Genomic DNA, 18255 nt, shown 5'->3' with positions numbered 1-18255 from the left:
CCTTAACCTCTCGCCTTGTTCCGCCCCAGCAACCACAACAGATACGGCCCCCCGACCAGCGAGGTGAGCGCCCCCACCGGAACCTCCAGTGGGGGCAACACCGTGCGGGCCGCGAGATCCGCCGTCACCAGGATCAGCGCGCCCGCCAACGCCGAGCACAGCAGCGGTAGTTGAGGCGTGCGCGTGAGGCGGCGGGCCAACTGCGGGGCGGTCAGCGCGACGAACCCGATCGGCCCGGCCGCACCCGTCGCCGTCGCGGCCAGCACCACCCCGAGGACCGTCAGGGCCAGCCGCGTCCGGTCCACCCGCACCCCCAGCGAGGCCGCCGTATCGGCGTCCAGGCCGAGCGGCCGTACGGCCCTGCCCGCCCACACCAGCGCGGGCAGGGACAGCAGCAGTACGACGGCCAGCGGCCCCGCCTGCTCCCAGCCGCGCCCGTTCAGCGAACCGGTCAGCCACAGCTTGACCTGCTCGGCGGCCTCCAGCTCGCTGTCGGCGAGATACAGCTGCACGACGGCCGACAGCGCGACCCCGACGCCGACACCCGTCAGGACGAAGCGACTCGGCCGCATCCCGTGCCGCCACGCCAGCACGTACACGAGCGCGGCGGCGGCCAGTCCGCCCACCACCGAGACGACCGGCATCGCACCGGGCGAGGCGACCAGCCCGGTGGACAGCGCGAGCACCGTCGCCGCGGCGGCACCGTGTCCGACCCCGATCACATCCGGGCTGGCCAGCGGATTCCGCGTGACGGTCTGCACCAGCGCCCCCGCGAGCCCGAGAGCCGTCCCGACCAGGGCCCCGAGCACGATCCGGGGCACCCGCAACTCGTTGACGACCAGGTCATGGGGCCCGCCACCGGTGCGCAGCGTGCGCCACACCTCGGCCGGCGGGAGGTAGGTCTGCCCCAGACAGGCGGCGGCGCCCATGGCGACCGCCAGCAGCAGCACGAGAGCCACCGCGACGACGGCCGAACGGCGGTGCAGGACAAGGGAGATGGTGGGGCGCGGGCGCAGGACGGTGACTCCGGTGGTGGTCACAGGGCGGTTCCCCGGCGCCGTACCAGCACCACCAGCACCGGCACCCCGACCAGCGCCGTCATCACCCCGGCCGGCACCTCCGCCGGGGCCCGTACCACCCGGCCCGCCGCGTCCGCCGCGACCAGCAGCGCCGCGCCGAGCAGCGCCGACAGCGGGAGCAGGGCCCGGTGCCCGCCCGGGGTGAGACGCCGGGCCAGGTGCGGGACGGCGAGCCCGACGAAGGCGATCGGACCGGCCGCGGCCACCGCCGACGCCACCAGCAGCGTCGCACCGAGCGCCGCGCACACCCGCACGACCCCCACCCGATGCCCCAGCGCCCGCGCCGTCTCGTCCCCGAGCGCCAGCGCGTCCAGCCCGCGCGCACACGCCACCACGAGCATCCCGCCCGCCGCCAGGAACGGCAGCATCCGTACGACGGTGTCGGCGTCCCGACCGCTCAGCGAGCCGACCTGCCAGAACCGGAACTGGTCGAGCGTGGCCGAGCTGGAGGTCAGGACGACGGTCGTCCCGCCCGCCGTCATCGCGGCCAACGCGGTACCGGCCAGGGCGAGTTTGACCGGGGACGCGCCGCCCCGGCCGCGCGCTGCGATCCCGTAGACCAGGCAGGCGGCGAGGACGGCACCGGCGAAGGCGTACCAGACGTAGCCCTCGAAGCCGCTCGCGAGGCCGGTCGCGATGGCGAGGACGACTCCGGCCGCCGCGCCCTGGCTGAGGCCGAGGATGCCCGGGTCGGCGAGCGGGTTCCGGGTGACGGCCTGGAGCGCGGCGCCCGCCACGCCGAGCGCCGCGCCCGCCGTCAGTCCGATCTCGGTGCGGGGCAGCCGCAGCGACCGTACGACCAGGGCGTCCGGTGAACTCCCGCCGTGGACAAGGGCGTCGAGCACGGCGGACGGCGGGACCGGGCGGGTGCCGACCGCGAGGCTGAGCAGAACGGCGGCGGCCACCGCGAGGGTGGCCGCCGGCCAGGCGAGGCGTTTGAGAGTCACTTCGCTTCCGCGGTTCGTCGCGCTACTCGCTGATGTGCTCGGCGAGTTGGAGCACGACGAGACGGGCGGCGGTGGGACCCGCGTTGAGGTACCAGGGGTCGTCGTCGACCTTCACCGCGTGCCCGGCCCCCACGGCCTTCATCGACTTCCACAGCGGTCCGGCCAGCACGCTCGCCGCGTCGGTCTTCCCCGCGTCGCCCTGCACCGAGTAGAAGATCCAGTCACCGTCAGCCGAGTCGATGCTCTCCGCGCCGATGTCCTGCGAAATCGCCTTGAACTGCTGCGACTTGGGCCGGTCGAGCCCCATGTCGACGGCGATCGAACCGGTGAAGGAGGACACCCCGAACATCCGGGTCCTGCCGGGCGTGAACCGCAGCATCGACACGGAGGTCTTCGAGAGCGCCTCGCCCTTCTCGTGCGCGTCCTCGACGATCCCGTCGAGCAGTTCCCGCGCCTGCTCGCCCTTGCCGATCGCGTCACCGACGAGCAGCAGGTCACGCTTCCAGTTGATGCCGTTGCCCGCCGTGACGACGGTCGGCGCGATCTTCGACAGCTTGGGGTAGAGGTCGCCGAGCGAGTCGTTGACGAGGATCAGATCGGGCTTCGCGGCGGCCAGCGTCTCCAGGTTGGGCGCGGTACGGGTGCCCGCGTCCGTCATCGCGGCGAGCTTCGACCTGTCCGAGGGAAAGGCCTTCGCGAGGTAGTCGGGCACGAGCCCGGCGTTCTCGGCCCGGGTGGTGACGGCCGGCACGGTACCGAGCGAGAGCAGGTCGTCGAGCTGCCCGGTACTGAGCACGGCGATCTTCGTAGGCGTGGCCTCGATCGTCGTGGTGCCCTCGAAGTGGGTGACGGTCCGGGGAAAGGTGCCGTCGGTGGCGGTGTCCGCGCCCATGCCGGTAGCCAGCGTGCTCGGCGCGGCGGAGGGCCCCTCCGAGGCACCGATGACCTTGTTCTGCGCCCCCGCGTCGTGCGAGCCCGCACCGGTCTCGGCATCGTTGTCACCGGAGGAGCCCGAGCACCCGGCCAGGAGGCCTCCGACGACGGCGGCGGCACCCACCACCGTGCAGGCCTTGGTCACGAACAAACGCACTGTCACTGCCACTCCGACACTCCGACTCTCCGCCACGATTTGGCAAGGTAAGGCTTACCTTATCCTGCGGTCGGGGCGGGGCCGACCCGGAGGCGCCGGAACCCGCCGGGTGAGGAATCGCGGGGCGCCCCCGCGCGTTGTGGACTGTGGGTGACCGAGCCGACAGGCCGACAGAAAGTGGAGGTAACGCGATGGCTGCGCAGACGCAGAGGGCCGTACTGGCGGGCGGATGTTTCTGGGGGATGGAGGAGCTGATCCGCCGGCTCCCGGGCGTGGAGGCGACCCGCGTCGGCTACACGGGCGGTGACGTGCCGAACGCGACCTACCGCAACCACGGCACGCACGCGGAGGCCATAGAGATCCTCTACGACCCCGAGAAGACCGACTACCGCGCGCTGCTGGAGTTCTTCTTCCAGATCCACGACCCGAGCACCAGGAACCGCCAGGGCAACGACATCGGCCTCAGCTACCGCTCGGCGATCTACTACGTCGACGACGAGCAGAAGCGGATCGCCGAGGACACGATCGCGGACGTGGACGCGTCGGGTCTGTGGCCGGGCAAGGTCGTCACCGAGGTGGAACCGGTCGGCCCCTTCTGGGAGGCCGAGCCCGAGCACCAGGACTACCTCCAGCGCTACCCGGACGGCTACACCTGCCACTTCCCACGCCCGGGGTGGCGACTGCCGACTCGCACGGAGGGCTGACGCTCTAGGGTGACGGCGACGGCGACGGCGACGGCGGCTGCGGCTGCGGTTGGGTACGCCCGCTCCGGACAGGCCGAACTGCAACGGGCGGTGCGGCAGGGGGTGTGCAGGTGGAGGTCCTGTTGGGGATGCCACCGCACACGGGTGGGCGTGCACACCCCCTGGCTCATCGCCAGGTGCTACTGATGTCAACTCCCGATCGGGGAGCGGCTGATCCCTCCCCGAACGTCGTCTCAAAGGCCGGCGGTTTCGAGGCAGTCAGTCTTCGTCGCAGTCGCGCACCCGGTCGCGTTCTGCGGAACTCGTTGCGATGACGTCCGCGCCGCCGTCGTATGGATGGTGGATGCGGCTGAGCCGACAGTCGGCGTAGAGACGCTTGTAGCTGTGGAGTTCGAGGTCTGGATCGTCGTCGTAAGCGAGCGTCGTCCGTCGGGGGCCTTCGGGGTGCAACTGGTACCGCTCCGGCGGGAGTTCCGGTCCGTCCGGCTCCCAGGACCAGGCCACGGTGATGACGTGGACGTCGGTGCCCTCGAAGAGTTCGTCCAGGACCGTGTTCTACCGGTGGAGGGCGATGGGAGGCCCCTTCGGGAACTGGCGCTGCCACAGTGTGGACAGACGGTCTCTGTCGAGGTCGCTGCTCATCCTTCGGCCGACGCCGCACCGGTCGGACAGGACACCCCCGTCCCGCCGAGCTTGTGCTGCCGTGTGACCCGTCGGCCGCGGTTCGCCGTTCGGCGGACCGGTCCGTCACCCCAGGATGTGGGCAAGGGATTCGTCGCCGGCGGGATAAGGGCGTTCCTGCGGCAGTAGCCGGGTCGCAGAGGTCAGGTCACCACTGCTGACGAGGGAGTGGATCTGGTGGGCGAGCGGGGTCACGTCGCGGATGGCGACCGTCCACTCGTCCGCATACCGTCGCACGGCCTCACCTGAGAGACCCAGTTGCAAGGACCGGTACGGCAGGGGCTGGAGGTGCAGATCCCGCTCGGGGTCCCACTGCACGCGGGCAGGCGAACGCTTCAACTGACGCTGCCAGGTGCTTCGGTCGGAGTGCGCCCCGTGAACGTAGCTCGACAGGCAGGCGTGGCGCAGCGCCCACTCGAAGCCGTCGCGGCTGATCTCGACAGCGAGGACGGTCTCTTGCCCCGCCTTGGCGCCCCAGCCGCAGCGGTACATCATCCACTGGAAAGACGGCTTGATCCACGTCATCCGGTCGCGCTTCCACACGGCGGGGAAACGGCCCTCCTGGACGGCGGGCAGGCCGATTTCCGGGGCGTATGCCTGGTAAACGGTGATTGTGGATGTCGTGTACAGAGCGCGGATCCTGTGTTGTGGTTCGTCCATGACATACAGGGTGAGGTTCCCGGCTCCCTGCCAGCCATTCATTTTTGAACGCGCTTGGCTCCGTGCACGGAGCCTGCAGAGCTTGAGAGTTCAGGCGAGTGCCCCTTCAATGGCGCAGTGACCATGACGCCGATAGATCCCACGAGCAGCATTGCCGGACAGGCCTCACTGGACGACGTCATGACGGAGCTGTCTCGGCGCAGACCGGTCTTTCACTCCGAAGCCGACCTTCAGCACAGTTTTGCCCGGGTCCTCTGGGAGTTGGCGCCGGACGTGCACTCGCGGCTTGAGGTGCCGCAGCGGAGGTCGGGCAAGACCGAGTATCTGGACCTCCAGTGCCTCGGGCCTGAGCGCCGCACCGCGATCGAGTTCAAGTACTTCACCAGAGGTTGGTCAGGCAAGGTCGGTACTCCGGTCGAGGACTACGACCTGAAGGCACACGGTGCCACCGACCTTGCCCGTCTGCACTTCGTTCGGGACATGGCGAGGCTGGAGCGCTTCTGTCGTCGGCCCGACCAGAACGGCCTTGCCCTCATGCTGTCCAACGAGGCGTCCCTGTGGACTTCGCCGGGTTCCGGCCGCAGACGTACTCGGGATCATGACTTCCGGATTCACCACGGACGGGAACTTGCGGGGACGTTGCTCTGGGCCGAGGGGACCTACGAGCGGAACACCTGCAGTCTGCGAGGTACGTACCCCCTCAAGTGGGAGACGTACTCCGAGCAGGGCGGAGCAGGTGGAGAGTTCCGCTACCTGGCGGTGTTCGTCAGTGCGTCGGCAGGCGGAGCCGACGATGCCACGAGTGCGTAGTCGGTTCGTGGATCACTCGGCGAAGCGCAGCGAGTAGTCGCGAAAGATGACGCGCAGTCCGTTGCGCTCTGCGTCACGGTCCCGCAGAAAGTCTCCCAGGAACTGGAACAGGGCCAGTACCGCCCTGTGGTCCTGTTCCTCGTCCAGGCCTCGATGGCCCAGGGATCCCGAGACGCCCGGCACTGCGAGTTCTGTGATGAGGCTCGACCACACAAAGCTGCTCTGCTGCCCCAGCCTGAGGAGCAGCCACTCCCGGAACCCGAGCAGCGCGCTGCCCTGGGTCCCCGCGTCATAGCCGTAGAGGTAGGTCACGTAGTTGCCGTAGGAGCCGTCCAGGCCGTACATGCCAGGGCGGGTCCTGATCAGCTCCAGGTGTTCCCTGAAGCTGAACTCCCCGGCGCGACGATCACCGAACCTGGCCGCCGGCAAGGGGTCAGTCATCCGTGGCAGCCTGAGCGAGCCCCGTCGGACAGGACACCCCTGTCCCTACGAGGGTGTACCTATGTGACCCATGACGAACTCGACGGGTACGAAGGGCACTTCGGGTACGAGGCGAGCAGCGATTTACTGCCGGATCAGCCAGGACCGGGGCGGCGCCGGACTCGGGGTCGCGCGTCAGGAAGAGGACTGCCGGGCACTGTGTGACCGCGTGGGGTGGGACGTTGTAGCCGTCCACACGGACAACGACGTCAGCGCGTACTCGGGAGCGCCTCGGCCGGCGTGGCAGGAACTGTTGGCGGCGGTGAGTCGGGGTGAGGTCGAGGCGATAGCGGTATGGCACGTCGACAGGATGACCCGGTCACCGCGTGAATTGGAAGACGTCATTGACCTCGCGGACCGCCAAGGCGTCGAACTCGCCACCGTGAGTGGGGAGATCGATCTGGCCACACCGACTGGCCGCATGGTCGCTCGCATGCTGGGAGCCGCCGCCCGCCACGAGGCGGAGCACAAGGCAGAGCGCCAGACGCGTCAGCGGCGACAAGCCGCCGAAGCGGGGAGGGTGGCCGGGGGCGGTAAGCGTCCGTTCGGGTACGAGGACGACCGTGTGACCATCCGCGAGAGCGAGGCGGAGGTGCTTCGCGAGGGCGTTCGGCGTGTGCTTGCGAACGAGAGCCTGGCGAGCATCTGCCGTGACTGGCAGGCACGGGGGATCGTCAGTCCGGCGGGCAAGCCTTGGAAGCCGAGCGGACTGCGCCGATTGCTGGCGTCGGCCCGGATCAGTGGACGACGTGAGCACACCCCGCGCGGTTCCTGGGAGGGGACGCGCCCGCTGCTCGGGGAGATCGTTGCCGATGCTGTCTGGCCCGGCATCGTCAGCCGCGAGGATTCGGACCGCGTACGAAGGATCCTCAGCGATCCGGCACGGCGGCGCCGCGTGGAGGGCACGACGAGGCGTAGCTATCTACTCTCCGGCGTCCTGCGCTGCGGGAAGCCGAAGGAGGACGGGAAGGCTTGCGGGTGGGGGATGAGCGGCCGTCCCCGGAGCGGCGTAGCCCGGTACGTCTGCCCCAACACCCCGGGCACGGACGCGTGCGCCGGTACGGCCACCAACGCCGAACGGACCGACCAGCACGTGCGGGACATGGTGTTGGCCGCGCTGGAGTCGCCCGCCTTCATGAGGCGCTTGCGCGATCAGGACGACGCGGGACAGGAGCTGTATGACGAGATCCGGGAAGACGAGGAAGACCTTGAAGCACTCGCCCTGGACGTCGGGGAGCGGAGAATCAGCCGCAAGGAATGGATGATCGCCCGACAGCCCATCGAGGACCGGCTGAACCAGAACCGGGACAAACTCGCGAAGGTCTCGCGGATCGCGGTTCTCAGGGATTTCGTTGGCAGCTTCGAGGACATGCAGGCACGCTGGAAGAAGATGAACAACTCCCAACGCCGGGCGATCGTCACGGCGTGCGTCCCGTCCATCGAGGTACATCCTGCGAACCCTCGGAAGCGATGGGACGAAGATCGATTTGTATTCGACTGGATTGCCTAGCCAGGGATCAACCGCTGTGCTCTGTCGAAGGGTTGGGTAGTTGTACTACCCTGAAATTCAATGACCTGGGCGCCCAGAGGCGCAGCAGATTGGGGGATGCACATGAACAGCGTCCTACCACGTGTGTCTTGCCACGTGGTGGCTCCAGGGCGCCCCATGCGCCGCTTGGCAACGTTCTCGCTGCGTTGACATTAGCCGTCTGGACTCATGTGCGTTTCCCGTCGACATGACCGGCTGCCGATGTCCGCATGGAACTCGGAAGGACCGTCGTGTCTGCTCCTTCTCAGGTGTGTAACCACCGGCTGTATGAAGTTCTGATCGCTCTTGAGGCGTCCGTAATCTTCGGGCTCCTGGCTGGCCTTCTCGTGGCTGTGCTCGGTGCATCGCCGCTAACAGCAGTTGGTGCAGGAGGCGCGACCATTGCAGGCTGCTTTGGCATCGCTATGGGCGCGGTCACTTACATCACGAAACAGGACAACTAGCGTTGTGCGTGGGGCGGCTGTGCTCTCAGCCGCCCCAATAGCGCAAGTCTCTGTCGGTAGGCCCGGATTCGGAAAGATCTGGCTCGACGAGGCGGAAGGCGAGCGCAACGCGTTCGATCACTGCCAAGTCTTCGATGACCGGGGGAAGTCCTTGCCGTGCCCGGGATTCGGCAACCCGTCTCCGTAACTCATCCGGTACCAAAGGCGCCTCCGGACGTGGGGGACATGGCGTCATGAACCGCTTCCCGGTTGGTCGCCAGGTCTTCAGCAATTCCAGCTGCGATGAGGGCGGCGCCGGGGGTGTGGCCGGAGTCGACGTAGCGCCAGTTCCGTTCGGTGATCGCGTCGGGCAGGTCGGCGTGGCCCATGTGGTGGGCGCGTTCGGCGCGTAGTGCTGCGTATGTCGTCGAGTAGGCGCGGGACTTGGTGAGGATGTGGCCTCGGTAGCCGAGGGTGTGGGTCCAGGTGCGCAGGTTCAGCGGTTCGTACTCGGGCAGACCTCCGAGGCGCCAGCAGGTGCGCATGAGGGTGCGGACGTGCGCGCTGACGGGGGCCGTGTCGATGTCGTCCCAGGTGGTGACCTTGTGGTCGGTGCCGGCGCCTGTCTCGCTGGCTCCCTTGGTGACGTACTTGGCCACGTACGCGGCCACAGCGTCATCGTCGGGCCCGTCACTGTCGGCATGCAGCGGCCGGGCGTCGGCCTGGGCTCCCCAGCGCAGGGCCAGTTCCCCCACGGCCGGGCTGTAGGGGGTGCGGACCAGGACCCGCCGAGCCGAGGCGAGCACGGCATCGGTGAGCAGGTCGATGGTGCCCCATGCCGGGGGTTCGTCGTCGGGCCCGTTGGGGCCGTCGAGGCGGACGACGGCATGGATGTGGACGGCCGCCCGTTTCTGGTACTCGGCGACGCGGGCGAAGGACAGCCGGGCGTGCGCCGGGAAGCGGGACTGGACGATGCCGACTGAGGAGGCCAGGCGACGGCGGACGTCGATGACGAACCGGTCCCACAGCTTGGAGGCGTGCGCGTGCCACAGCACGTGGCCGGGGTAGTCGTAGCAGTCGGCACACAGCGGTTGGCCGACGACCGACGCGGCCGGGGCGTGGACGGTGCCGCAGCCGAGGGGGCGTCCGTGCTCGCAGCTGCTGCCGTCACGGCGCGGTCGACAGATCTCTCCGGCGCGGTGGACTGGCCCGAAGGACGGGGCGGTCAGCGTGACGAAGAGGCGGGGCCGGTTGCGGACCGTGGCGGGGATGTTCTTACCGCCGAGGAGACCGGCGCGGACGAGGTGGTAAGTGTCTCCGGCGTGGAGGCGGGAGCAGGGGGCGCAGACGGTTGCCCGTCTGTTGCGGCAGCGGACGAGGAGGCGTTCGCCGGGCTCGGTGCGGGTGTCGTAGTAGTGCAGGATCTCGCCGGTTGCCCCGTTCAAGGTGGTGGTGGAGCCGGAGAGGTGGACGGGGTGGGCGCAGCCGCCGGTTGCGGTGATCTGCTCCAGCCAGCGCGGGAACTTCGGGTCTTGGGCAATGCGGAGTGCGTCACGGTCTGCTTCGGGGAGCTGATGCAGGCGCGCCGCGCGGTCGAGGACGGCGCGCCTGTCAGCCGGGGTGTACTCCGGGGTGATGGTGGTGACCTTCCGGGGTGGGCCGCCGAAGCGGCACGGATGGTTGGTGGTGGCGCGTGGTCGGTCATGGGTTGGGTCCTTTCGTGCGGGGCCGGTTGTGGTGATCTCGGGTCAGCGGATGGTTCCGGTGCCCCGGCAGACGCGGCAGCGCCGCAGCCGTCCGGTCCAGGTTCTACGGGCTCCGTCGCCCTTGCAGAACGGGCACCTCACGCGGGACATGGGCATGGTGGTGGGTCCCTTCTGCTCAGGTGTGGGAGAAGCCGCTGATCATCCAGAGCACGAGGCCGTGGATGGTGTAGACCACAGGGGTCTGCCCGAGGTAGACGCCGAAGAGGCCGACGCAGACCGCTTCCCAGGCGCGCACGTTGCGGGAGCGGACGAGGAGGACGGTGATGGTCCCGAAGATCACTGCGAACGTGAACGCGGTGCCGTTGCTGATCACATCGCCGGTCATTCGTCGTCTCCTTCCAGCGCCGCAAGCGCGCGGTCGAGGGCGGGCAGTTCGGGGGTCATGCCGGAGTACTTCCGGGCCGTCGCCACGGCCTCTTGCGTCGGGGTGAGGTGGGAACGGGCACGGCTCCAACCGCCGTCCGGGCCCGTACACACGGCCACGCCGCGTTCCTCCGCCGTGATCGACTGCGCGACAGCCACGGCGTCCTTGTTGAGGTCGCCCAAGGTCATCTCTGCCGTGCCGGGGTCGTTGACGCGGTGGCAGATCCGGCCGCCGAGCTGGGCCCGCAGGGCGGTGACGCCGGGGCCGAGGTCGGAGCCGACACGTTGTCCGGCGACGACCAGGTGCAGGCCGAGCGCGGCCCCGAGCTGTCCCAGCCGCAGCAGGAGCGTGGAGCACTGCTCCGCTTCCGCCTTGCCCTCACGGGTGCCGTCGGACAGATACAGTTCCGCGATCTCGTCGACGATCACGACGACCGGCACCGGCCGGAGCTTGTCCGGCAGTTCCCAGATGGAGCGCACACCCGCCGACCGGCACACGCTCATCCGGTCCTGTATGTCGACCACCAGAGCGGAGAGCACCGCGACTGCTTCGCGTCGGCAGGTGGCCAGCGCGGTCAACCGCCGGGTGAACAGGCCGAGTTCCATGCCGCCTTTGCAGTCGATGCCGACCAGGGCGACGGGCTGTGTGGCGAGTTGGGCGATCAGTCGGGCCAGCAGGGTGGATTTGCCCGAGCGGGTGGCCCCGGTGATCAGCCAGTGCGGCACCAGTCGGAGGTTCATCACCCAGGCGCCGCCGGACTCCATCACGCCGATGAGCGCCGAGAGGAGTTCGGCCGGGGCGGTGGCTAAGCCGGGTCGCTGAAGCGGATCGTCGGCCGTCGCCGTGAGCAGCACCAGGCCGCGTTCCGGTGAGGTGACCCGTACCGCGTGCACCCGCCATGCGTGGACGAGTGCTTCCGCCGCCTTCATGTACGTCATGGGTGTCTGGCCCGCGTGCAGCCGTACCGTCACTGTCAGGCCCGTGCGGGTGGCACGGGGAAAGGAGATCCGGGGTGCGATCGGCCGCAGCGGATCGCCCTTGACCACCAGGTCCCCGAGCAGGCCGCGCGGCGGACGGTGTGAGACGGCGAGGTCGTTGAGCACGGCCGCCTTGCGCCAAGTCGCCAGGACTCGGAACACGGTCACCGGGTAGCCGGTGAAGTACCAGTGCCAGAGCGGGCGGTGCCGCCGCACCAGGTCGCCGACGACCAGCAGCCAGGCCAGCGCGCCGAGCGCGAAGGCAAGCAGGATGGGCCCCATCACGCGTCACCGCCCTTGCCCTGCACACCAGTTGAGTGCAGGGGCGTGATGGCGTCGGCGCGGAAGCTGACGCCGTGCCTCTCGCCCATCGACCACATGAACGCGGTCAGTCCGGTCACTTTGACGATCTGGCCCGCTTCGAGGCCCTTGGGCTCTCCGCTCACGGCGATCTCGATGACGGAGATCCGCCGTCCGTCCGGCCGTACGGTGACCGCGACGGAGTAGACCGGGTTGCCGTCCCGGTCCTTCTTCACCTCCTGTGTCTCGGAGTTGCTGAACTTCACTTCGGGCACGCCTGCGCACCGCAGTACGCCCAGCCGTGTCGTGTCCACGGGAATGGACTGCATTTCGTTGGCCTCCTGGCCGGTCGGGACGCCTGACATATTCAGACGTCACTTGTCCTTACGAGTTACGACTATGAAGCTCTGTACGGCGAGAGTGCAAGTGCTTATGCTGACGAGTGATGTCGCGCGTGCGACGTGCCTACGACTTCAACTCACCCGGAGATGCCGCCATGTCGGAGATCCAGCGCCCCGGAGCCCTCTACCAGCAAGTCGCCGCCGTGATGCGGGAAGCGATCCTGTCCGGCGAGTTCGCCCCGGACTCCCTCATGCCGTCCGAAGCCCAACTGATGACCCGTTACGGCGTTTCACGGCCGACCGTCCGCAACGCGATTGCGGCGCTGCGCGCGGAAGGCCTGATCGATGTTCGGCACGGCAAGGGCAGTTTCGTGCGCTCCAGCGGACACCCCGTCCTTACCGTCGAGCGCCGCATCAGCCGCACCGCCGAGGGCAAGTTCGTGATGCCCAACGGCGACATCTGGCAGGAGACCGAACAGCCCAGCACCTACCGCACCCACACCACCAAGACCACCGGCCGACTCCTCCAACTCGACGAGGAGGAAGCCCTGTTCGGCTGCGACCGCCTTCTGATCGACCCAGCCACCGGGACGCGCGCCATGCACCGCACGCTGATCCCCTTCGAGGTCGCCGAGTCCGTCCCGCTGCTCGGCGAGGAGCCGTGCAAGCTCCCCGCAGCGATCTACTGGGTCCTCACCCAGGCCGGACACAAGCTGACGTGGACCGAGACGGTACGCGCTCACATGCCGCTGCCCGACGAGCGCACCGCCCTCCAACTCCCCGACGCGACCCCGGTCCTGCACGTGGCCCGCACCGCGCACGGCACTGACGACCGCCCGCTGATCCTCGAAGAGCTGCGCGTGGGTGCGGACCGTGCCGAACTCGCCTACCGGATCACCGCCGACAAACAGCCCACCCGACGCACCCGCGCCTGAGCGGCAACGGCGATCGGTCGAAACAGCCTTCACTTCCTCAAGGGCGCGCCTGCGGCGCGCCGGGGCGCCCGGCCGCCCCGGCCGGGCGTGCGGCGTGGCCGCCGGTCCCGTCCGGTCGGCCCACGCCCCACACCGCAGCACGCCACAGGACGGGAAGCGTCGACCAGCCGTCCCGGGCCGGAGCCCACGGGGCTGGGGGTCGCCGGCCTCCGAGACTTTAGGCAGCCACCATGGGGCGAGCCTCGAAGAACAGGGGGCCGATCGGGCCAAACACGGGCAGCCCCAACAGACTGCCCGATCCGCCGGCGAGCGTAAGGCCCCCTGTTCTCTCGCCCCATGGCAGCTCCCGCCCAAAGTCTCTACGGCCGGCGACGTGCCCAACGCGCGCCACTCACCAGCGAAAAGACACCTCACAGCGCACCACCGTCGCCGTCCGCAAGCGCCTCCAGGAGACCGGCGAGGCGATCCACGGCACCCGGCCAACCCGCCAAGCGGACTACACCACCACCATCCTCGTTCGTTGAGGCCACGGCCCGAACGGCGGAGAGTTCGAAGCCCACGCCCAGGAGCGCCCGGTTCAGCCGGTCGGCAGCGTCGCGCGCCTCGCGCCACCCCGCGATGTAGTCGACGCCGGACATCCAGAAACCGAAGTCCGAGCCCGCCACGTCCAGACCGTCGTTCGGCCAGTCCTCACCGGAGCCAGTCACCTTGCCCACCTCTGCCCTGATCTAGGTAACGGATCGTCAACTTCTTTTGGGCCAGGGCCAGAACGCAGCACGGCGGCCCCGGTACCATCAGGCACCGGGAACCGCCGTGTTCCCAGCCGGGCCACCCGTTCGCTTACCAGGGCAGTGGGTGGCCCGGCCTATATGGGGGATGTGAAGCGCGGCCCCTCAATCGGGAGGGGAGCCCCCCGAGTGTTCGAGAAACTGCGCCCCTTTGGTTGGCCGGAGTGGTCAAACTCCAGCCGGTAACCGGGTCGCCGCCCGCTCCCGATCGCGAGGGAGCAAACAGAGGCGGTGGCCCGGCGCTTGTCAGGCCGAGTTCTCAGCCCACAGCCGGTCGAGGTCGAGGCGACACCACACGGTCTTGCCACCCTTCACACCGGGCGACCACCACACCGCATCAGCCAGCCGCTGAACGATCAACAGCCCGCGCCCTCGCTCCGGCAACAGCGCCTCGGAGAAGTCCCCCGCCAGCTCTGGTGAGATCCACTCGCCAGCCGCCAACTCAGGCGGGTCCGAGTCCTCATCCGAGACACCGATGACCAGCACCTCAGGCACCGTCATGAGCGACACCTCGATCCTCCGCGAAGCACCGGGCGAAGCTAGGGCATCATCCGGCACGGCGTGGTGCACTACGTTGCCGACCAGCTCCGACACGATGAGCTGAGCGTCGACAACCGCGTGCTCCAACCCCCACGTTCGGAGGTAGGAGCCCACCGTGTCGCGCGCAGCCTTGGCGCAGCCGGAGTCCTCGGCGTAGAGCGTGAGCGCCCGGAAATGACCGTTGGACGGGTCGTGCACCGACCGGCGCGGAGCTCCCTCCGCCGAGACGATCACCGGGTGTCTGCTGTGTTGCACGTCCACCGCGTTCCCTCCCGCGCGCCGATGGGCCCGTAGCCCGCTGATCTGTGTCGACCAGTGAACGGCGCGGGAGGCTCAATCGGCAGTGTTCACCAGGGGGTTCACGTGAACACCGGCAAAGGCAATGGGGGTTCAGGAATGAACCCCCCAGAGTGAGGCCGCTGTGACACGATGAATACTCGCCGTCAATCTCGGGTTGGCAGGGGAGCATGAGCCGAGAGCCAAACGCGCAGTTGATCGCGGTCATGGACGAAGCGAAGGTCTCGAACAAAGGCCTTGCGAAGCGCATGACAGACGAAGGCGCCCAACGTGGCATGCCCCTGGGAACGACGCATGTCGCCGTCAAGCGCTGGCGAGAAGGTGCAGGCATCAGGCCGCAGACAGCCGCTCTCATGGCAGACGTTCTCTCGAACAAGCTCCGCCGCCGCATCACGCCGGGCGATCTCGGCTTCTTCGACCACACCAAGTCGACGACCCCCGAGCCTGTCGGCTACCCGAGCACCGTGCCCGACGTCCTGTCCATGCTCGACGGACTCACCCACGAGCACGCCGACGCTCCCGCTTCGAGCCCACTGGCCGTCGCGGACGCCGACCTCAACTCCGCCGTCCTGTCATGGATGATCGCGCGCCCCGACGGCATCCAGGCCGACAGACCCGATCACCGACGCATCGGCATGCGCGACGTCCGCGCGATCAAGGAAGCCGCCGGCCTGTTCATGCAACTCGACTTCAAGTACGGCGGAGGCCACGGCCACAAGGCACTGCGCCACTACTTCCGCGAAGACGTATTGCCGCTGCTGAACGCGAGCTACAGCGAGAAGGTCGGCACCTCCTTATTCGGAGCAGCCGCCGAAATCTCCCAACTGCTCGCCTGGACCGCGTACGACGTCGGTAACCACCGACTCGCCCACCGATACCTGACCTCAACACTGCGCCTGTCCCAGGTCATCGACGACCGCATGTTCGGCGCCCGCATCCTCGGCAACCTCAGCCACCAGGCCAACTACCTGGGCAACCACGCCCAGGCCATCCAGCTGGCCCGCGCCGCAGTCGAGGGCGCCAAGGGCCGGGCGACGCCCCGCGTCATGGCCTTGAGTTCAGCGATGGAGGCCCGCGCCCTGTCCAACGCTGGTCACTCCAGCGCGGCGGGGCGCGCTATGAAGGAGGCCGAGCGCTACTTCGAGCGTGCCGACACGGCCGAAGACCCCGCGTGGATCAGCTACTTCGACCCCGCAGAACTGATGGGCGAACTCTGCCACTGCTTCCGCGACCTCAAGATGCGCCGAGACGCCGTCGCCCAGGCTCAGCGCGCCGTGGACAGCACAGACCCCAAGTACGCCCGGACCCTGGGCTTCTGCCGCATGGTCCTCGCCCAAAGCCAGTTGCTCAACGGCGAGTTGGAAGCCGCCGTCACCACCGCGAGCCTCGCAGTCGACGGCGGCGACTCCCTTCAGTCCAACCGCTTCCAGCGCTACGTCACCGACTTCCAGAACGAAGTCAGCGTGCACGCGACGAACCCCACAGTTGCCGCCTTCAACGAGAAGGTGCGCGACGCGCTCAACCGCCTGGACGAGGACGACGAGTAGCCGCTACCAGGGCCGCCAGTCCCGAGGCCCATCGTCATTGCGCAGACCAGCGATACGCCGGCGGTACTCGGCCGCCGTCCGTTCGTCCTCTTGCACGTTCTGCATCAGCCACGTCGTCATGCCGAACTCTTGAATGCCTCGCAGCGTCTCGTAGCCGTCCCAGTCGTGCAGGTCCCGCCCATACGCGCCCACGAAGTCGGCGTACTGTTCGTCGGTCTGCCAGCCAAGGCTGTAGTGCTCCACAGCCGTAACCATGAGATCCCACTCGGGATGGTCATAGCAGAACATTTCGAAGTCGATCAGAACCACGCGGCCTTGGTCGTCCACCATGAGGTTCTGCACGTGGGCATCCCCGTGGACCGGCCCCTTGGGCGTTTCGAACCGCAACTCGGCGTACTTGTCGTGCAGTTCGCGCCAGCGCTTCCGCAGGAAGACCTTGTCATCCTCCGGAATCACCGCCCGGTCAAGCCGCAGCGCTTGCTTGTCGAAGGGATCGTAGGACGGCAGCACGAGACCGTCGGGCACAGTCAGCGCGTGCAGATCCCGCAGGATCCCGCCCAACTCCCCGTACTCCGCCTTACGGTTCCCTTCGACGATCAGATGCCAGAAGGTCACCGGGTGACCATCGATCAAGAACGGCTGCTCCAGGTCCTCGACGATCCGAGCCGCCAGGAACCCTTCCTTCGCCAGCCACCGCGACACAGCGACCTCGGTGCGGGCTTTGGGTAGCCACTCTTCACCCCGTGCAACGCGCACAATCACCGGCACGGAGGCCAGCTGAAACAGCGCGTTCTCCCCGAGACGGATCAGCTCTGCCCCTCTGTCATCGAGCCCCGCAGCCCGACACGCGGCAACCATCACCCGCGCAGCCCTCGCCGACGTGAACCCCTCTTGCTCTTCCGTGCGAGCAGCATCAACGGCCATGCCCGTACCAGCTCCCCTAGTCGCGCGCGATCAACCAGCGCACGCCACACGGGTGACCAACCCGACGCACGCCAGACACGACCATGACGGTACCCAGCAGCGGCCGATCGAGGCGAGTGACGGCGTTCAAAAGCACGCGCTACGGACTGTCAACTCGGGCAGCTGAGTGCTTTGAGGCCGATTCGGTGATTGGCTTGAGAGATGGGAAGATCACCAATTCTTGAGAGTCGGCTGGTTTGACCACGGCGTTGCCTAGCGCTTCCCTTCCTGGTACAGAAAATAAACGGTCGCCATCCCGAAGGACACGTACATGAACTGCCTGTCAAGGGTGGCCGTCAGGCTCGGTTCTAGAGCACCGATGACATCAACTGCTGTTCCAAAAAGAAAAACCAACGCTCCAAGGAAGAGCGCTCCTGGTGCGATGCTCTTTGGGCTGAACCTGTCGGCTGGCTCTTCTGTGGTTCTACCGGCCTCGCTCGTCTGGTCAATGAAAGCCTTGACTAGGTTTGCGAGTTCTGAAGCCGCCTCTTTATCTGCAAGCAAGTTTTGCGCAGTGATGTGGACAGATTCCGGGTCTACCACCGAGACCGCATCAACTGACATCTGGGTCGCAGGTTCAGAGAACGGGGGCCGCCCTGCGTAGAGGTCTTTCAGCTTCAAAGCTGAGGAGATCACGGGAGTGGCGCTAAGAGTGCCTGTCGACCCCAGAGGGGTAAAGCCTGTCGCGAAGGGTGCAGTGATCCGTGCCAGGCTGGCCAACTGGAACGCTGTAGTTGCATAACTTTGCGATGAGGCGGTGTTGAAATCCACGAGCGACTTACGCAGTCCCAGCCTCAGCGAGGCCTGTTGGAGCTTGGCAACTTCACCAAGGATGCTCGTCGCACCGCCCGCGAGAGCGAGCCCGGTCGTTGGGAGAGCAAAAAGACTGGCGTTGCGCATCTTTTGGAGCTTGGCGACCTCACCAAGGATGCTCGTCGCACCGCCCGCGAGAGCGAGCCCGGTCGTTGGGAGAGCAAAAAGACTGGCGTTGCGCATCTTTTGGAGCTTGGCGACC

The 18255-nt window shown here is 67.9% G+C and carries 19 protein-coding genes; 5 read left to right on the top strand and 14 right to left on the bottom strand.

All coding sequences use genetic code 11. From position 1 onward, the window contains the following. Nucleotides 1–2: 2 nt before the first annotated feature. The 3 genes from ACIQPR_RS02550 to ACIQPR_RS02540 are packed head-to-tail and all read right to left on the bottom strand — an operon-like array spanning nt 3 to nt 3116. A complete protein-coding gene (locus tag ACIQPR_RS02550; RefSeq protein ID WP_403640756.1) occupies nt 3–1040 on the bottom strand; it encodes a FecCD family ABC transporter permease in 1038 nt (345 codons plus the stop codon). Beyond that, on the bottom strand, nt 1037–2026 hold the full coding sequence (locus tag ACIQPR_RS02545; RefSeq protein WP_403640753.1) for a FecCD family ABC transporter permease: 990 nt from the start codon (nt 2024–2026) through the stop codon (nt 1037–1039). Before ACIQPR_RS02545 ends, ACIQPR_RS02550 begins: the two co-directional genes overlap by 4 nt. 22 nt (nt 2027–2048) lie before the next feature. Next, nucleotides 2049–3116, bottom strand: a complete 1068-nt coding sequence (locus tag ACIQPR_RS02540; RefSeq protein ID WP_403642861.1) for an ABC transporter substrate-binding protein — start codon at nt 3114–3116, stop codon at nt 2049–2051. A gap of 191 nt (nt 3117–3307) precedes the next feature. Here ACIQPR_RS02540 and msrA point away from each other — a divergent pair, with 191 nt between their 5' ends. Further along, nucleotides 3308–3820 carry a peptide-methionine (S)-S-oxide reductase MsrA gene (gene msrA, locus ACIQPR_RS02535; protein ID WP_403640750.1) on the top strand — a complete coding sequence of 171 codons (513 nt, stop codon included), beginning with the start codon at nt 3308–3310 and terminating at the stop codon, nt 3818–3820. Nucleotides 3821–4078: 258 nt separating this feature from the next. Here msrA and ACIQPR_RS02530 read toward each other — a convergent pair whose 3' ends face one another. Continuing rightward, nucleotides 4079–4324, bottom strand: a complete 246-nt coding sequence (locus ACIQPR_RS02530; RefSeq protein WP_403640747.1) for a hypothetical protein — start codon at nt 4322–4324, stop codon at nt 4079–4081. A 243-nt stretch (nt 4325–4567) separates the two neighbouring features. Next, a complete protein-coding gene (locus ACIQPR_RS02525) occupies nt 4568–5161 on the bottom strand; it encodes a DUF4291 domain-containing protein (protein WP_403640744.1) in 594 nt (197 codons plus the stop codon). Between the two features lie 123 nt (nt 5162–5284). Between ACIQPR_RS02525 and ACIQPR_RS02520 the strand changes: the two genes are divergently transcribed. Further along, entirely contained in the window at nt 5285–5971 is a 687-nt protein-coding gene (locus ACIQPR_RS02520; RefSeq protein WP_403642859.1) for a hypothetical protein, read from the top strand. A gap of 12 nt (nt 5972–5983) precedes the next feature. On the opposite strand, the gene ACIQPR_RS02515 is transcribed toward ACIQPR_RS02520, so the two are convergent. Next, a complete protein-coding gene (locus ACIQPR_RS02515; RefSeq protein WP_403640741.1) occupies nt 5984–6412 on the bottom strand; it encodes a hypothetical protein in 429 nt (142 codons plus the stop codon). A 70-nt stretch (nt 6413–6482) separates the two neighbouring features. Between ACIQPR_RS02515 and ACIQPR_RS02510 the strand changes: the two genes are divergently transcribed. Next, nucleotides 6483–7961: a recombinase family protein gene (locus ACIQPR_RS02510; protein ID WP_403640738.1), complete on the top strand. Its 1479-nt coding sequence runs from the start codon at nt 6483–6485 to the stop codon at nt 7959–7961. Nucleotides 7962–8631: 670 nt separating this feature from the next. On the opposite strand, the gene ACIQPR_RS02505 is transcribed toward ACIQPR_RS02510, so the two are convergent. From ACIQPR_RS02505 to ACIQPR_RS02490, 4 genes are all read right to left on the bottom strand, one after another. Beyond that, a complete protein-coding gene (locus tag ACIQPR_RS02505; protein ID WP_403642856.1) occupies nt 8632–10002 on the bottom strand; it encodes a replication initiator in 1371 nt (456 codons plus the stop codon). Between the two features lie 301 nt (nt 10003–10303). After that, on the bottom strand, nt 10304–10501 hold the full coding sequence (locus ACIQPR_RS02500) for a hypothetical protein (RefSeq protein WP_403642855.1): 198 nt from the start codon (nt 10499–10501) through the stop codon (nt 10304–10306). 8 nt (nt 10502–10509) lie between these two features. Beyond that, nucleotides 10510–11811, bottom strand: a complete 1302-nt coding sequence (locus ACIQPR_RS02495; protein ID WP_403640735.1) for an FtsK/SpoIIIE domain-containing protein — start codon at nt 11809–11811, stop codon at nt 10510–10512. Further along, nucleotides 11811–12158, bottom strand: a complete 348-nt coding sequence (locus ACIQPR_RS02490; protein WP_403640732.1) for a hypothetical protein — start codon at nt 12156–12158, stop codon at nt 11811–11813. The genes ACIQPR_RS02495 and ACIQPR_RS02490 overlap by 1 nt, the downstream gene beginning before the upstream one ends. 167 nt (nt 12159–12325) lie before the next feature. Between ACIQPR_RS02490 and ACIQPR_RS02485 the strand changes: the two genes are divergently transcribed. Then, on the top strand, nt 12326–13105 hold the full coding sequence (locus ACIQPR_RS02485) for a GntR family transcriptional regulator (RefSeq protein WP_403642852.1): 780 nt from the start codon (nt 12326–12328) through the stop codon (nt 13103–13105). A 410-nt stretch (nt 13106–13515) separates the two neighbouring features. Here ACIQPR_RS02485 and ACIQPR_RS02480 read toward each other — a convergent pair whose 3' ends face one another. Together ACIQPR_RS02480 and ACIQPR_RS02475 are read right to left on the bottom strand one after the other, a co-directional pair. Then, nucleotides 13516–13812 (bottom strand): hypothetical protein, encoded by a 297-nt coding sequence (locus tag ACIQPR_RS02480; RefSeq protein WP_403640729.1) that lies wholly within the window; start codon nt 13810–13812, stop codon nt 13516–13518. A gap of 327 nt (nt 13813–14139) precedes the next feature. Continuing rightward, nucleotides 14140–14694, bottom strand: coding sequence for an ATP-binding protein (locus ACIQPR_RS02475; protein ID WP_403640726.1), 555 nt, complete (start codon nt 14692–14694; stop codon nt 14140–14142). Between the two features lie 206 nt (nt 14695–14900). Between ACIQPR_RS02475 and ACIQPR_RS02470 the strand changes: the two genes are divergently transcribed. Further along, complete coding sequence (locus ACIQPR_RS02470) at nt 14901–16277, top strand: sporulation protein (RefSeq protein ID WP_403640723.1); 1377 nt, start codon at nt 14901–14903, stop codon at nt 16275–16277. Nucleotides 16278–16280: 3 nt separating this feature from the next. Here the strand turns inward: ACIQPR_RS02470 and ACIQPR_RS02465 are convergent, their stop codons facing one another. Beyond that, nucleotides 16281–17201 (bottom strand): aminoglycoside phosphotransferase family protein, encoded by a 921-nt coding sequence (locus ACIQPR_RS02465; protein WP_403640720.1) that lies wholly within the window; start codon nt 17199–17201, stop codon nt 16281–16283. 252 nt (nt 17202–17453) lie between these two features. After that, nucleotides 17454–18255: hypothetical protein (locus ACIQPR_RS02460; RefSeq protein WP_403640717.1), on the bottom strand; the 802-nt coding region annotated here is incomplete at its 5' end.

Origin of the sequence: Streptomyces sp. NPDC091280, assembly GCF_044768565.1 — a bacterium.
Taxonomy (GTDB): Bacteria; Actinomycetota; Actinomycetes; order Streptomycetales; family Streptomycetaceae; genus Streptomyces.
The sequence above is the reverse complement of the archived record's forward strand: the minus strand, read 5'-3'. Positions and strand labels throughout refer to the sequence as shown.